The organism is Streptomyces canus (assembly GCF_030816965.1).
Classification (GTDB): domain Bacteria; phylum Actinomycetota; class Actinomycetes; order Streptomycetales; family Streptomycetaceae; genus Streptomyces; species Streptomyces canus_E.
Genome location: NZ_JAUSYQ010000002.1, coordinates 6,628,099 through 6,640,696, shown reverse-complemented (window position 1 = coordinate 6,640,696; position 12,598 = coordinate 6,628,099). Strand labels below are relative to the sequence as shown.

15 protein-coding genes are annotated in these 12,598 nt (G+C 71.4%); 6 read left to right on the top strand and 9 right to left on the bottom strand.

The window, feature by feature from the left end; genetic code table 11:
• Positions 1-86 precede the first annotated feature (86 nt).
• On the bottom strand, positions 87-254 hold the full coding sequence (locus QF027_RS31645) for a DUF3117 domain-containing protein (RefSeq protein WP_003966491.1): 168 nt from the start codon (positions 252-254) through the stop codon (positions 87-89).
• 358 nt (positions 255-612) lie between these two features.
• Here QF027_RS31645 and QF027_RS31640 point away from each other — a divergent pair, with 358 nt between their 5' ends.
• On the top strand, positions 613-1,404 hold the full coding sequence (locus tag QF027_RS31640) for an enoyl-CoA hydratase/isomerase family protein (protein ID WP_266559842.1): 792 nt from the start codon (positions 613-615) through the stop codon (positions 1,402-1,404).
• Positions 1,405-1,426: 22 nt separating this feature from the next.
• On the opposite strand, the gene QF027_RS31635 is transcribed toward QF027_RS31640, so the two are convergent.
• Positions 1,427-2,005 (bottom strand): DNA-3-methyladenine glycosylase I, encoded by a 579-nt coding sequence (locus QF027_RS31635; protein ID WP_306976733.1) that lies wholly within the window; start codon positions 2,003-2,005, stop codon positions 1,427-1,429.
• Positions 2,002-2,361 (bottom strand): DivIVA domain-containing protein, encoded by a 360-nt coding sequence (locus QF027_RS31630; RefSeq protein WP_079077092.1) that lies wholly within the window; start codon positions 2,359-2,361, stop codon positions 2,002-2,004. The genes QF027_RS31635 and QF027_RS31630 overlap by 4 nt, the downstream gene beginning before the upstream one ends.
• 146 nt (positions 2,362-2,507) lie before the next feature.
• On the opposite strand from QF027_RS31630, the gene folP reads away from it, so the two are divergent.
• A complete protein-coding gene (folP, locus tag QF027_RS31625; RefSeq protein WP_307078529.1) occupies positions 2,508-3,368 on the top strand; it encodes a dihydropteroate synthase in 861 nt (286 codons plus the stop codon).
• 94 nt (positions 3,369-3,462) lie between these two features.
• On the opposite strand, the gene QF027_RS31620 is transcribed toward folP, so the two are convergent.
• Together QF027_RS31620 and dapE are read right to left on the bottom strand one after the other, a co-directional pair.
• Positions 3,463-4,221 carry an LOG family protein gene (locus QF027_RS31620; RefSeq protein WP_306976737.1) on the bottom strand — a complete coding sequence of 253 codons (759 nt, stop codon included), beginning with the start codon at positions 4,219-4,221 and terminating at the stop codon, positions 3,463-3,465.
• 122 nt (positions 4,222-4,343) lie between these two features.
• A complete protein-coding gene (gene dapE, locus QF027_RS31615; RefSeq protein ID WP_307078527.1) occupies positions 4,344-5,423 on the bottom strand; it encodes a succinyl-diaminopimelate desuccinylase in 1,080 nt (359 codons plus the stop codon).
• An 85-nt stretch (positions 5,424-5,508) separates the two neighbouring features.
• On the opposite strand from dapE, the gene QF027_RS31610 reads away from it, so the two are divergent.
• Both QF027_RS31610 and QF027_RS31605 read left to right on the top strand, forming a co-directional pair.
• Positions 5,509-6,477 (top strand): heavy metal transporter, encoded by a 969-nt coding sequence (locus tag QF027_RS31610; protein ID WP_307078525.1) that lies wholly within the window; start codon positions 5,509-5,511, stop codon positions 6,475-6,477.
• Between the two features lie 274 nt (positions 6,478-6,751).
• Positions 6,752-7,192 carry an ATP-binding protein gene (locus QF027_RS31605; protein WP_307078523.1) on the top strand — a complete coding sequence of 147 codons (441 nt, stop codon included), beginning with the start codon at positions 6,752-6,754 and terminating at the stop codon, positions 7,190-7,192.
• 66 nt (positions 7,193-7,258) lie between these two features.
• Here the strand turns inward: QF027_RS31605 and QF027_RS31600 are convergent, their stop codons facing one another.
• Both QF027_RS31600 and fdxA read right to left on the bottom strand, forming a co-directional pair.
• Positions 7,259-8,353, bottom strand: coding sequence for a bifunctional succinyldiaminopimelate transaminase/glutamate-prephenate aminotransferase (locus tag QF027_RS31600; protein WP_306976746.1), 1,095 nt, complete (start codon positions 8,351-8,353; stop codon positions 7,259-7,261).
• A 111-nt stretch (positions 8,354-8,464) separates the two neighbouring features.
• Positions 8,465-8,782 (bottom strand): ferredoxin, encoded by a 318-nt coding sequence (gene fdxA, locus QF027_RS31595; RefSeq protein ID WP_007384503.1) that lies wholly within the window; start codon positions 8,780-8,782, stop codon positions 8,465-8,467.
• Between the two features lie 140 nt (positions 8,783-8,922).
• Between fdxA and QF027_RS31590 the strand changes: the two genes are divergently transcribed.
• Together QF027_RS31590 and QF027_RS31585 are read left to right on the top strand one after the other, a co-directional pair.
• Positions 8,923-9,927 (top strand): GNAT family N-acetyltransferase, encoded by a 1,005-nt coding sequence (locus QF027_RS31590; RefSeq protein WP_307078521.1) that lies wholly within the window; start codon positions 8,923-8,925, stop codon positions 9,925-9,927.
• Positions 9,928-9,959: 32 nt separating this feature from the next.
• Positions 9,960-10,811, top strand: a complete 852-nt coding sequence (locus QF027_RS31585) for a transglutaminase-like domain-containing protein (protein ID WP_307078519.1) — start codon at positions 9,960-9,962, stop codon at positions 10,809-10,811.
• Positions 10,812-10,816: 5 nt separating this feature from the next.
• Here QF027_RS31585 and QF027_RS31580 read toward each other — a convergent pair whose 3' ends face one another.
• Together QF027_RS31580 and QF027_RS31575 are read right to left on the bottom strand one after the other, a co-directional pair.
• Positions 10,817-11,434, bottom strand: a complete 618-nt coding sequence (locus QF027_RS31580) for a response regulator transcription factor (RefSeq protein WP_306976755.1) — start codon at positions 11,432-11,434, stop codon at positions 10,817-10,819.
• Positions 11,431-12,582 carry a sensor histidine kinase gene (locus tag QF027_RS31575; protein WP_373432513.1) on the bottom strand — a complete coding sequence of 384 codons (1,152 nt, stop codon included), beginning with the start codon at positions 12,580-12,582 and terminating at the stop codon, positions 11,431-11,433. The genes QF027_RS31580 and QF027_RS31575 overlap by 4 nt, the downstream gene beginning before the upstream one ends.
• Positions 12,583-12,598 lie beyond the last annotated feature (16 nt).

Genomic DNA, 12,598 nt, shown 5'->3' with positions numbered 1-12,598 from the left:
GGCCATTCGTGTAAAAGCCCGGGCAAAGCGCTGCCCCGGCACCTCATGAGATGCCGGGGCAGCCGAAAGGGTATGGTCGCTTCCGCTCAGCCGACGACCTTCTTGAGGGCGTCGCCCAGGGCGTCGGCCTCGTCAGGGGTCAGCTCGACGACGAGCCGACCGCCGCCTTCGAGCGGAACGCGCATGACGATGCCCCGCCCCTCCTTGGTCACCTCGAGCGGGCCATCGCCCGTCCGCGGCTTCATGGCCGCCATGCTCGTTCCCCTTCCTGAAACCAGCTCATCGTCAAAGCCGACAGCCCTGGGAGGGCACGCGCGTCAAAATGGGACACGCGCCACCGGCATCGAACACATTGCTTCCAGGCCATTATCCCGCATCTCAGGACCCGATGACCAACATCAGTCGGCATCGCTTGGGCAACGCGCGCGAGCAAAACCACTCAATTCGGCGATGTGGCTGCGATACTCCGCCGCCGCGCCGATGCCGACCGGCCGTGAGCGCTCCGGAATTCTTTGACGCAGGTCACACGTCCGGTCCGGCCCTCGGACGGCGATCTCCGCCATGCTGTCCCTCGGACATCGGATGCAGCGGACACACCGGAGGGGATACGCCATGGCCGACACCGTGCTCTACGAGGTGCACGACGGGCTCGCGACGATCACGCTGAACCGGCCGGAGGCGATGAACGCGCTGAACGTCGCCACGAAGGTCGCCCTGCGGGAGGCCGTGGAGTCGGCGGCCTCGGACGATGCCGTACGGGCCGTGCTGCTCACCGCCGCCGGGGAGCGGGCGTTCTGCGTGGGGCAGGACCTCAAGGAGCACATCGGGCTGCTGATGCAGGGGTCCGACGTCGTGATGAGTACGGTCAAGGAGCACTACAACCCCGTGGTGCGGGCACTGACGGAGATGCGCAAGCCCGTGGTCGCCGGGGTGAACGGGGTCGCGGCCGGGGCCGGCTTCGGGCTCGCGCTGGCCGCGGACTACCGGGTGGTGGCGGACACCGCCGCCTTCAACACGTCCTTCGCGGGAGTCGCGCTGACCGCGGACTCCGGCATCTCGTGGACGCTGCCGCGGGTGGTCGGGCCGGGCAGGGCCGCGGACCTGCTGCTCTTTCCCCGGACCGTCTCGGCGCAGGACGCGTACGAGCTGGGCATCGTGAACCGTCTCGTGCCGTCGACCGAGCTGCCCGCGGAGGCGGAGAAGGTGGCGCGGGCGTTGGCCTCCGGGCCGACGGTGGCGTACGGGGCGATCAAGGAGTCGCTCGCGTACGCGCTGTCGCACTCTCTGGCGGAGACGCTGGAGAAGGAGGACGAGCTACAGGGGCGGGCCGGGGCGTCCGAGGACCACGCGATCGCCGTGCGGGCGTTCGTGAACAAGGAGACGCCGGAGTATCTGGGGCGGTGACCCGCCGTCGCCGGGAGGGCCCCTAAAGGCGTCTCGCCACGCAGGACTCCAGGTGATCGTCGACCAGGCCGCAGGCCTGCATCAGTGCGTACGCCGTCGTCGGCCCCACGAAGCGCAGGCCGCGCTTCTTCAACGCCTTCGACAGGGCTGTCGACTCGGGAGTGACCGCCGGGACGTCTCCCAGGGTCTTGGGGACCGCATGAGAAGCCGGCACGTGGGACCAGATCAGCTCGTCCAGCTCGCCCGGGGCCCATTCGGCCAGCACGCGCGCGTTGGCCATCGTCGCGTCGATCTTGGCGCGGTTGCGGATGATTCCCGGGTCGAGCAGCAGGCGGTCGCGGTCGGCCTCGCCGAACGCGGCCACCTTGGCGATCTCGAAGCCCGCGAAGGCGGCGCGGAAGCCCTCGCGGCGGCGCAGGATCGTGATCCAGGACAGGCCGGACTGGAAGGCCTCCAGGCTGAGGCGTTCGTACAGGGCGTCGTCGCCGTGGACCGGACGCCCCCACTCGTCGTCGTGGTAGGTCACGTAGTCCGGCGTGGACAGGGCCCAGGGGCAGCGCGGCGCGCCGTCCGGTCCGGCCAGGGCAGCGCCGTCGCTCACCGCTGCTCCCCGTGGCCGTGCTCCGGCTTCTCCATGGAGACGTGGGCCGCGGCCCGGGCGCCGGCCAGCGCGGATTCCAGGTCGGCGATCCGCGCGTCCCGCTCGGCGAGCTCCGCGCCGAGGCGGCTGAGCGCGTCGTCGACGTCCGCCATGCGGTAGCCGCGGGCGGTCAGTGGGAAGCGCAGGCTGTCGATGTCCGCGCGGTTCACCGGTCGGTCCGGCGGCAGCGGGTCCTGGAGCCGCTCGGGGGTGACGTCCGGCAGCGGGCCGTCGCTCTCGCCGCCGCCCACCACGGCGAGCGTCACCGCGGCGACCACGACCGCGAGCGCGATGACCAGGAACAAGAACATAACCATCGCTGAGGTCCCCATGGTCCCTGCCGGCGGCCGGCCGCCGGCGTCGAATGTGTCAGGGTCCGATCGTGCCATGCGAGTCTGATAGTTAGGGTCGCAGGCGGCCGCAGACTCCGAACACACAGACGCACGAAGTGAGGTCACAGGCGATGCTCAGGCTGGGCAGGCGTGAATTCGACGCGCACGAGCCGGTGATCATGGCGATCGTGAACCGGACCCCCGACTCCTTCTACGACCAGGGAGCCACGTTCCTCGACGAGCCCGCCCTCGCGCGCGTGGAGCAGGCGGTGGCCGAAGGGGCCGCCATCATCGACGTCGGCGGGGTCAAGGCCGGGCCCGGGGAAGAGGTGTCCGCGACGGAGGAGGCGCGGCGGACCGTCGGCTTCGTGGCGGAGGTGCGGCGGCGGTTCCCCGACGTGATCATCAGCGTCGACACCTGGCGGGCGTCCGTCGGTGAGGCCGTGTGCGAGGCGGGGGCGGATCTGCTCAACGACGCGTGGGGCGGGGTCGATCCGGGGCTCGCCGAGGTCGCGGCGCGGTACCGGGTGGGGCTGGTGTGCACGCACGCGGGGGGCGCCGAGCCGCGTACGCGGCCGCACCGGGTGACGTACGACGACGTCATGGCCGACATTCTGCGGGTGACCGTGGGGCTCGCCGAGCGGGCGGTGGATCTGGGAGTGCCCCGGGAGTCCGTGCTGATCGATCCCGGGCACGATTTCGGGAAGAACACGCGGCACAGTCTCGAGGCGACCCGTCGCCTCGGGGAGATGGTCGGGACGGGGTGGCCCGTGCTGGTGTCCCTGTCCAACAAGGACTTCGTGGGCGAGACCCTGGACAAGCCGGTGAAGGAGCGGGTGGTGGGCACGCTGGCGACCACCGCGGTGTCGGCGTGGCTCGGGGCGCAGGTGTACCGGGTGCACGAGGTCGCCGAGACCCGGCAGGTGCTGGACATGGTGGCGTCGATCGCGGGGCATCGGCCTCCGGCGGTCGCGCGTCGAGGGCTGGCGTAGGGGTTCTTCCTCACCCGCCGCCTCTCGGCCTCTGCTCCTCACATGCCGGAGGGGCTGATTTTCCAGCCCCTCCCGTGTTCCGGGCCCACAGGGGCTACCGGCCCGCCTCCTTGGACACCAATGCCACCGCCTCGTCCACGTCGTCCGTCACGTGGAACAGCAGCAGGTCCTTCTCCGACGCCTTGCCCTGGGCGATCAGGGTGTTCTTGAGCCAGTCGACCAGTCCGCCCCAGTACTCGCTGCCGAAGAGCACGATCGGGAAGCGGGTGACCTTCTGGGTCTGGACCAGCGTCAACGCCTCGAACAGCTCGTCCAGGGTGCCGAGTCCGCCCGGCAGGACCACGAAACCCTGCGCGTACTTCACGAACATCATCTTGCGGACGAAGAAGTAGCGGAAGTTGAGGCCGATGTCGACGTAGGGGTTGAGCCCCTGCTCGAACGGGAGCTCGATGCCGAGGCCGACGGAGGTGCCGTCCGCCTCGCAGGCACCCTTGTTGGCCGCCTCCATGGCGCCGGGGCCGCCGCCGGTGATGACGGCGAAGCCGGCCTCCACCAGGCCCCGGCCGAGCCGCACGCCCGCCTCGTACTCCGGAGAGTCCGCAGGCGTGCGCGCGGAGCCGAACACGCTGATGGCGGGCGGGAGTTCGGCGAGCGTGCCGAAGCCCTCGATGAACTCCGACTGGATGCGCAGAACGCGCCAGGGGTCGGTGTGGACCCAGTCCGAGGGACCGCCGGCGTCCAGCAGGCGCTGGTCGGTCGTGCTCGCCGTGACCTGTCCCCGCCTGCGGAGGACAGGTCCCAGGCGCTGCTCCTCCGGCGGCTGCTTCTTGCCCTCGGGGTTCCCGGTAGCCATGTGCGCTCCCTCCGCTTGCCTGGTCTTTCCATCTCAGCGTAGATCTACGCGGGTTACGGAGGGGGGACGTACGCGTGTCCGCCATGAAGCGCCACCGGGCGGAACCCGGCGAGACGCGTCTCCTACGACGTCAGCCATCCCCTCAGCTTCTCCTCCGCCTCCGGGATCAGCGACACCTTCACCCGCTCGTCCACCTTGTGCGCGAGCAGCGGCTGACCGGGGCTGTAGTTCACCGCGGGCACGCCGAGCGCGCTGAAGCGGGACACGTCCGTCCAGCCGAACTTGGGGCGGGCGACGCCCCCGACCGCCGCCATGAACGCCTGGGCGACGGGGTGGGTGAGACCCGGACGGGCGCCGCCGGTGTGGTCGTCGACGGTGAACTCGTCGACCCCGCAGTCCGCGAAGAAGTCCCGCACGAAGGCCTCCGCCTCGGCCTCGCTGCGGTCCGGGGCGTAACGGAAGTTGACCGTCAGCGTGCAGGAGTCGGGGATGACGTTCGTGGCCACACCGCCCTCCACCCGCACCGCGTTGAGACCCTCGTGGAACTCGAGCCCGTCCACCACCGGCTTGCGCGGCTCGTAGGCCGCCAGCTTCGCGAGGGCGGGCGCGGCCTTGTGGATCGCGTTGGAGCCCATCCACGCGCGCGCTGAGTGCGCACGCTCTCCCTTGAACGTCAGCAGCACCCGCAGAGTTCCCTGGCAGCCGCCCTCGACCTGGTTGTCCGTCGGCTCCAGGAGAACCGCGAAGTCGCCCTCCAGCCACTCCGGGTGGGCCTCAGCCACATGTCCCAGGCCGTTGAGGTGTGCCGCGACCTCTTCGTTGTCGTAGAAGATGAAGGTGAGGTCGCGGTTGGGCTCGGTGACCGTCGCCGCGATCCGCAGCTGGACCGCGACCCCGGACTTCATGTCGCAGGTGCCGCAACCCCACAGGTAGCCCTCGTCGTCGAGCCGGGAGGGGACGTTGCCCGCGATGGGGACCGTGTCGATGTGGCCGGCGAGGATGACGCGTTCCGGACGGCCGAGGTTCGTGCGGGCGACGACGTTGTTGCCGTGGCGGTCGACCGTCAGGTGCGGCAGGGCGCGCAGGGCGGTCTCGATCGCGTCCGCCAGAGGCTTCTCGGTGCCGCTCTCGGAGGGGAAGTCGACGAGCTGCGCCGTGAGCTGAGCTGCGTCCAGCGAAAGGTCAAGAGGGGTGTCGGCCATGCTCCCGACCCTAACGCCCCGCTGTCCGCGCCCACTGTCCACATCCGGCCCGGACGTCTCGGTACTCTCCAGCTATCTTGTCCGGATGCCAGAGCCGTTGCCCCCTACCCGCAAGCGCCGTGGCCGCCTCCTCCGCTTCATGGCGGCCCTCGTGGTCCTGTGCGCGGTCGCCGGTTACCTCGTGGTGCAGTACCTCACCGGAGGCACCGACGGGCCGACCTGCAGAGTGGCCTCGGGCAGGGCGGGCGGAGCGTCGTACGAGTTCACGCCCGAGCAGGCGGTGAACGCGGCGACGATCACCGCCGTCGGCACCGGGCGCGGGCTGCCGGAGCGGGCCGTGGCGATCGCACTCGCCACCGCGCTCCAGGAGTCGGGGCTGCGCAACATCCAGCACGGCGACCGCGACTCGCTCGGGCTGTTCCAGCAGCGGCCCTCACAGGGCTGGGGCACCCCGCGGGAGATCCTGGACCCGACGTACGCGGCGGGCGAGTTCTACAAGCACCTGGTCAAGGTGCGGGGCTACCAGGACCTCCCGCTGACCGTCGCCGCCCAGCGCGTGCAGCGCAGCGGCTATCCGGAGGCGTACGCCAAGCACGAGCCGGACGCCACAGTGCTCGCCGCCGCCCTGACCGGCACGTCCGCGGCCACCCTGACCTGTGACGGGCGCCAGGACTTCACACAGGCCGCCCAGGCCACCGCCACGGGCCCGGACGCGGTGCGGTCTGCTCTTGTGCGGGACTTCGGGCGGGACGCGCTGGAGACGACCGCCGCGGAGGTGGGCGGCAAGGCCTCGCCGAGCCCGGCCCCCACCCCGGGCGACGGGCGCACCGTGACCCTGCCCGTACGGGGGGACACCGGCCCGGGTTCCGACCGCAGCCTCAGGGAACGCGGCTGGCAGCTCGCCCACTGGGCCGTCGCCAACTCCTCCGCGCTGCGCATCGAGCGCGTCTCGTACGCGGGGCGCCAGTGGACGGCCGGGAACACGGACAGCAAGTGGCGTACGACGGCCGGCGAAGGCGGCTCGGGCTCGGTGCGGATAGTGACGGCACGGTAGTTCGGAAGATCACCTGGAAGGGTCGCATCCACCCGCCGTCGGAGCGGGTGTGAGCAGGTTTTCGTCACGTCACCCCCGTATCCGCAAGAACCCTTGAGCTCAAAGGGCTGCAACGATTCGGCAGACTTTCAGACCGGAAGCCTTTTGCCCGTTTTTATCCGTAGGTGATAATGCGACGCATTGCCAACTCTTTACGTTGGCCCTCCGCAACCTTCGTCGGCTTCGAGCGGTAATCACGGCGTCCAAGCAACATTTCCTCCGTCGAAGGAGCAACATGTCCCTCCCCCTGACCCGCAGGATCGCCCGTGCCGCGCTGCTCGTCGCTGCGGGAGCGGCAGCCGGGGTCGGTGCGGCCGGCGCCGCCAGTGCGGCCCCCGCGCAGCCGCTGGCCGCCCCGAACGTCGGTGGGCTGACCGCTCTGGACGGGGCGAACGTCGGCAACACGGTGGACGGCGCGGCGCAGAACCTGGCCGGGACCGCGGCCAAGACCGGTGGCAAGGCGGTCGAGAAGGCGGTGCCGGCCACCGGCAAGGCCGTGAAGAAGGTGGCACCGGTCGCGCAGAAGTCGGCGGGCGAGGCCGCCGGTTCCGCCGAGGACCTCGTCGGGCAGACCACGTCCACCGCGACGAAGGGCGGCCTGCCGGCCGGCTCCCTCACCAAGGGCGGCGTGCCGACGGCCGGCACCCTGCCGGTGAAGGACCTTCCGCTCGGCTAGTACCTCGCGCAGACGGCGAAGGGGCTCGGGAACACCATCCCGGGCCCCTTCGCCGTCTGCCTGCACCTACGCCAGGCGCTCGACCGCCGCCCGCACCCGCTCGTCCGTCGCCGTCAGAGCGACGCGTACGAACTTCTCGCCCGCCTCGCCGTAGAAGTCACCCGGGGCCACGAGGATGCCCCGGTCGGCCAGGTGGGCGACCGTCGACCAGCAGGACTCGTCCCGCGTGGCCCAGAGGTAGAGGCTGGCCTCACTGTGCTCGATGCGGAAGCCGTGGGACTGAAGTGCCTCGCGCAGCAGGGTGCGGCGGGCCAGGTAGCGCTCGCGCTGTTCGTGGACGTGGGTGTCGTCGCCCAGGGCCGCCACGACCGCGGCCTGGGTCGGCGCGGGGGTCATCATGCCGCCGTGCTTGCGGATCTCCAGGAGGGGCGCCAGGACGGCCGGGTCGCCCGCCAGGAAGGCCGCGCGGTAGCCCGCGAGGTTGGAACGCTTCGACAGCGAGTGCACGGCCACGAGGCCGTCGTAGGAGCCGCCGTTGACATCCGGGTGCAGGACCGAGACCGGGTCGGCCTCCCAGCCGAGCTCCAGGTAGCACTCGTCGGAGAAGATCAGGACGCCGTGGGACCGGGCCCAGGCGACGATCCTCGTCAGCTCCTCCTTCGACAGCACCTTGCCGGTCGGGTTCGACGGGGAGTTGAGCCACAGGAGCTTCAGGCCCGCCGGGTCCAGCTCGGTGGGGTCGTCGTAGACCTCGTGATCGGCGCGGGCGAGGCGCGCGCCGACCTCGTACGTCGGGTAGGCCAGGCGCGGGTACGCGACCCGGTCGCCGGGGCCGAGGCCCAGCTGGGTGGGGAGCCAGGCGACGAGTTCCTTGGAGCCGACGATCGGCAGGACGTGGCGGTGGGTGACCTCGCGGGCGCCCAGGCGCCGCTCGACCCAGCCGGTGAGCGCGTCACGCAGCGCCGGGGTGCCCCAGACCGTCGGGTAGCCCGGGGAGTCCGCCGCGTCGATCAGGGCCTTCTGGACGAGATCGGGGACCGGGTCGACGGGGGTGCCGACCGACAGGTCGACGATGCCTCCGGGGTGCGCGGCCGCCGTCTTCTTGTACGGCTCCAGCTTGTCCCAGGGGAAGGTGGGAAGACGGTCGGAGACTGCGGACACGGCTTTCGGGCTCACTTTCGGGTCGTACGGCAAACGCCTCGGCCCCGCACGGCCGCGATCAGGCCGTACGGGACCGAGGCGGCACGAAGTGCGGACCGCCGGTGCGGATGACTAGGCCTGCGGCGGCAGCGCGGCGATGAACGGGTGGTCCCGCTCGATCAGACCCAGCTTGCTGGCGCCGCCGGGCGAGCCGAGCTCGTCGAAGAACTCGACGTTCGCCTTGTAGTAGTCCTTCCACTCGTCCGGAGTGTCGTCCTCGTAGAAGATCGCCTCGACCGGGCAGACCGGCTCACAGGCACCACAGTCGACGCATTCGTCCGGGTGGATGTACAAGGACCGGGAGCCCTCGTAGATGCAGTCGACCGGGCACTCCTCGATGCAGGCCTTGTCCTTCACGTCGACACAAGGCTGCGCGATGACGTAGGTCACGCTGTCGTTCCTCCTCCATAGGGCGCTGGCGGGCCTCCTCAGGCTCCGCCGCCTCGCGCGCGGGAGCGCGGCGTCGTCGATGCCCGCCCCTAGTATCTCCGTTCTTGGGCATGATCCGAACAGGAGGGGTGAACTGACCTGTGGAAATCTCCGCCGCGGGGCGTCTCGTCGTCCGTATCTCCGCAGCTGACGTGGGCAAACGGGTATCCGTGCGGCGCCTGGACGAAACCGGCGGCGCGCGGCAGAACTTCACCGACACGGTGGGTGTTCTCACATCATGGGACGACGGTGTGCTGATGATCACGCGCCGGGACGGCGAGCGCGTCCGCATTCCGGAATCCGCGCTGGTGGCGGGCAAGGTCGTGCCCGCCGAGCCGGCCCGCCGCCGGGGCCCGGCCGCCTCGTACGAGGAACTGGCCCGGATCGCGGCGCGCGGCTGGCGGCCGGTGGAGAGCGAGCGGCTGGGCGAGTGGGAGTTGCGTGCCGCCTCCGGGTTCACCCGCCGCGCCAACTCCGTCCTCCCGCTCGGCGACCCCGGCCTGCCGCTCGACGAGGCCCTGACCGCCGTACGACGGTGGTACGGCGGCCGTGGTCTGCCGGCGTACATACAGACCGCGACCGGCGCCGCGGGCACCCAGGAGGCGCTGTGCGCGGAGCTGGAGGCACGGGGGTGGACGCGGGAGGTGACGGCGGAGTTGTGGACCGGGGCGCTGGCGCCGGTCGCCGACCGGGAGACCTCGGGTGTCGTGCTGTCCCGGGAGGCCGACGCGGACTGGCTGGCCCGCTATCAGCGCAAGGGGGTGAGCGAGGTGGCGCTGCGGGTACTGAAGAGCGGGCCGTCGGTGTGGTTCGCCACCGTCCCCGGTGAGGACGCGCCGGCCGCGATCGGGCGGTGTGTCGTCGACGGACGGTGGGCCGGGTTCGCCGCGGTCGAGGTGGATCCTTCGCTACGGCGACGGGGGCTGGCCTCCACCGTGATGGCGGCGCTGGCCCGGCGGGCGCTCGACGAGGGGGCGTCGGCCGCGTGGCTCCAGGTCGAGTCGGACAACGCCGGTGCGCGGGCCCTCTACGACGGCATGGGGTTCGCCGCGCACCACGCCTACCACCACTACCGCGAGCCGGACGTCTCCGGCGAGGCGCGGTAGTAGCGATCGCCGTGAAAGGGCACGAGCCAGCTATGCGTCCCCCGTTTCCGCCCCCGCCCGAACGTTCCGCCGAGCTCCGGAGGCGGTTCGCCGAAGAGGCGCGGTCCGAGCGGCCGGATCTGTCCACGCTGTGTCTGCTCGTCGGGGCGCAGGCGGACAGGGCACTCGACGAGACCGGCGTCGACGCGGCCCAGATCGAACTCGACCGGCTGGCCGGACAGTTGCCGTTCCGGCCCGGGGGCCCGCGGTCGTGGGCGGTGTCGTTGCGGGAGGTGCTGGGCGACCGATGCGGGTTCCGGGGAACGCCGGTCGACTACCAGCGGCTGGAGTCCTCGCTGCTGCACGAGGTGCTACGGCGGCGCAGGGGCCTGCCGATCCTGCTGTCCGTGGTGTGGATGGAGGTGGCCCGGCGGGCGGGGGCTCCGGTGTACGGGGTGGCGCTGCCGGGGCATTTCGTGGTCGGGTTCGGGCCGCCGGAGGAGCAGGTGCTGGCCGATCCGTTCGACGGGGGGCGGGTGCTGAGCGGCGGCGACGCCGAGTTGCTGGTCGCCGGGGCGACGGGGACTCCGCTGGATCCGTCGATGCTGAGTCCGGCGGATCCGCTGAACGTCGTACAGCGGATCCTGAACAACGTCCGGGCCTGGGCCGCGGCCAGGCCCGAACGGTCGGACGTGGCCCTGTGGGCCGTGGAGCTGTCGCTGCTGTTGCCGTCCCACCCGGCCCGACTGCGGTACGAGCGGGCCCAGTTGCTCGTCCAGCGGGGGGACTTCGTACAGGGAGCCATCGAGTTGGACGCGTACGCCGAGGTGGTGGCGGCCGTCGACGAGCCGGCGGCGGCGCGCGTGCGGCAGCAGGCTCACGCCGCACGCGCGATGTTGAACTGAGGGCGTTACAGCCAGCCCTTCTCCCTCGCGATCCGGACTGCCTCCGCCCTGTTCCGTACCGCCAGCTTCTGGATGGCCGTGGAGAGGTAGTTGCGGACCGTGCCCTGGGACAGGTGCAGGGTCTGCGCCAACTCCGCGTTCGTGGAGCCGTCGGCCGCCGCTCTGAGCACCTCTCGTTCTCTGTCCGTCAGCGGGTTCGCGCCCTCTGCCAGCGCCGCTGCCGCCAGGGTGGGGTCGATGACCCGCTCCCCCGCCAGTACCTTGCGCACCGCCTGAGCCAGTTGGGAGGCGGGGGCGTCCTTGACGAGGAAGGCGTCGGCGCCGGATTCCATCGCGCTGCGGAGATAGCCGGGGCGGCCGAAGGTCGTGAGGATCACGAGCTTCACCGACGGGAGTTCTTTGTGGAGTTGAGCCGCCGCCTCTATGCCCGTCGCGCCCGGCATCTCGATGTCCATGAGGGCCACGTCGATGTCGTGGGCGCGGGCCGCCGCCAGGACCTCGTCGCCGCGGGCCACTTGGGCCACGACCTCGATGTCGTCCTCCAGGCCGAGCAGGGCGGCCAGGGCCTCGCGGACCATCGACTGGTCCTCGGCGAGCAGGACTTTGATCGTGCGGCTCGTCATGAGGCGGATCCTACGTCGGCCGCGGAACCGGCGGGCACCCGGGCGACCAGGCGGAAGCCGTGCCGGGTGCCGGTGGCCTCCAGGGTGCCGCCGGCCTTCTCCAGTCGCTCGGTGAGACCGGTCAGGCCGTTGCCCGGACCGTTGCCCGCGCCGCCCGCGCCGTCGTCCTCCACGGTGAGTTCGATCTTCGGCCCGTCGAGGGTCTGGCGGTGCCGCAGCTCCACGGTGCAGCCGCGGGCGCCGCTGTGCCGTACGACGTTGGTGACCGCCTCGCGCAGCGCCCAGGCCAGGGCCGACTCGCTCTCCTCGGGGACGCCGGTGAGGTCGGGTTCGGCGGGCAGCGCGGCGGTGACTCCGGCGGCCGTCAACGCGACCTGGGCGCCCGCGAGTTCCGCGGCCAGGCGAGCGCGCCGGTAGCCGGTGACCGCCTCGCGGACGTCCACCAGGGCCTGGCGGCTGACCTGTTCGATGTCGGCGACCTGCTGGGCCGCCTTGTCGGGGTGGGCGGGGAGCATCCGGCCCGCGAGCTCGCTCTTCAGGGTGATGAGGGACAGGGAGTGGCCGAGCAGGTCGTGCAGGTCCCGGGCGAGGCGCAGACGCTCCTCGTTGGCGGCGAGTTGGGCGACCGTGGCGCGGGCCTGACGCAACTGGACGGTGGTCCGCACGAGTTGGCGTACGCCGGTCATCGCGAACCCGATGAGCAGGACCAGGAGGAGCAGGTCGAACGCCTCGTCCTCGCCGACGTGCAGGCCGACGAGCATCATCGCGCCGGCGGTCAGCGGGATCGTCCAGTACGCCGCCCGCAGCGGGAGCGTGGCGCCGCAGGCGACCGAGACGTAGACGAAGAGGCCGAGCCAGTGCCGGCCGAGGGTGAGGCTCAGCAGGACCGCGAGGACGCCGAGGGCGCCGATCAGGGCACCGACCCATCGGGGAGGCAGCGCCGACCTGATCATGTTCCGGAACACCAGGGTCAGGTAGATCCCGACGAAGGCGGCCAGGCCCAGCCAGCCGGCCACCGTGCCACCGGTGGTGTGGCCGCCGGAGGCGAGGTCGGTGACCGGCGAGCTGAGGAAAACGAGCCACACGCCGATCCACAGCACCTTGGGGAGCAGGTCACGCCGGCGGCTGGGTGACTCCCCCAGCCGCATCAACGGGAGCTCCTCG